Genomic DNA, 1,059 nt, shown 5'->3' with positions numbered 1-1,059 from the left:
CGAAGAGTGGTTCGAAGAGTGGTTCGAAGAGTGACAAAAAAGACGAGATAGTGCCGTGCTCGGTGTACGCGCATGGCCAGTATGGGATCGACGGCTTCTATATCGGGCTTCCTGCGCGATTGGGCGCAAACGGCGTCGAGGAAATCGTCGAAATCCCGTTAACGGATGAGGAGCGCGAAGAGCTTCTTGAGTCCGCAGCCTCAGCGAAAAGTTCTCTTGACGATGTGCAAGAGATAATTGGAGGATAACCGGCTTGCGAGAAATCCCCGCAGCAGAGCTAACCAGAATCGTAAAAGACCTCTGCCTAAAAGCGAATACCGGGCTTCGCCCCGACGTGCTTGAAGCGGTCAGGGCGAGCCTTGCTGTTGAGACCTCCCCGACGGGGAGAGAAGTGCTCGAGCAGGTTCTACAAAACGCAGAGCTTGCGGCAAGCGAGAAGCTGCCCATTTGCCAGGATACCGGCTACGTTTCGGTGTTTATCCAGCTCGGGCAGGATGTCTGGCTTAAGGGCGATATCGCCGAGGCTATCAACGAGGGCGTGCGGCAGGCTTATGCGGAAGGGTTTTTGCGCAAGTCTATCGTGGCCCGCCCGATCTTCGGCAGGGAAAACACCGGCGACAACACCCCCGCATTTATCAACATCGACCTGGTAGCGGGCGATAAAGTTAAAATCATCGTCATGCCGAAAGGTGGCGGCACCGAGAACGCCTCGCGTTTGCGGATGCTCCCCGTCTCAAAAGATGCCGATGCGGTAAAGCGCTTCGTTCTTGAGATGGCAGAGAACGCCGCCAAATCATGTCCGCCGGTTATCGTGGGCGTTGGGGTCGGCGGAAGCTTCGATAAGGTCGGTCTGCTCGCAAAAAAGGCGCTGCTCAGACCGCTTTCCGATAAAAACCCCGACCCGCAGTTGGCAGCCTTTGAGGGCGAGCTTCTCACCGAGATCAACAACCTCGGAATCGGCCCCGCCGGCCTGGGTGGAAAGGTTACGGCGCTTGGTGTAAAAATAGAAACGATGCCGACGCATATCGCCTGCCTGCCCGCGGCCATCGCATTCAACTG

General features: G+C 56.9%; 1 protein-coding gene and 1 pseudogene. Both read left to right on the top strand.

What is annotated here, in order from left to right; genetic code table 11:
• Window positions 1-248 (top strand): annotated as a pseudogene (locus COY37_RS03800) (hypothetical protein); the annotation flags it as partial.
• 5 nt (window positions 249-253) lie between these two features.
• Window positions 254-1,059, top strand: an 806-nt coding sequence (locus COY37_RS03795) for a fumarate hydratase (protein ID WP_286976199.1), incomplete at its 3' end; no start/stop codon positions are given.

The organism is Candidatus Aquicultor secundus (assembly GCF_002791875.1).
Taxonomy (GTDB): domain Bacteria; phylum Actinomycetota; class Aquicultoria; order Aquicultorales; family Aquicultoraceae; genus Aquicultor_A; species Aquicultor_A secundus.
Note: the sequence above shows the minus strand (reverse complement) of the source record. Positions and strands in the feature narration are given on the sequence as shown.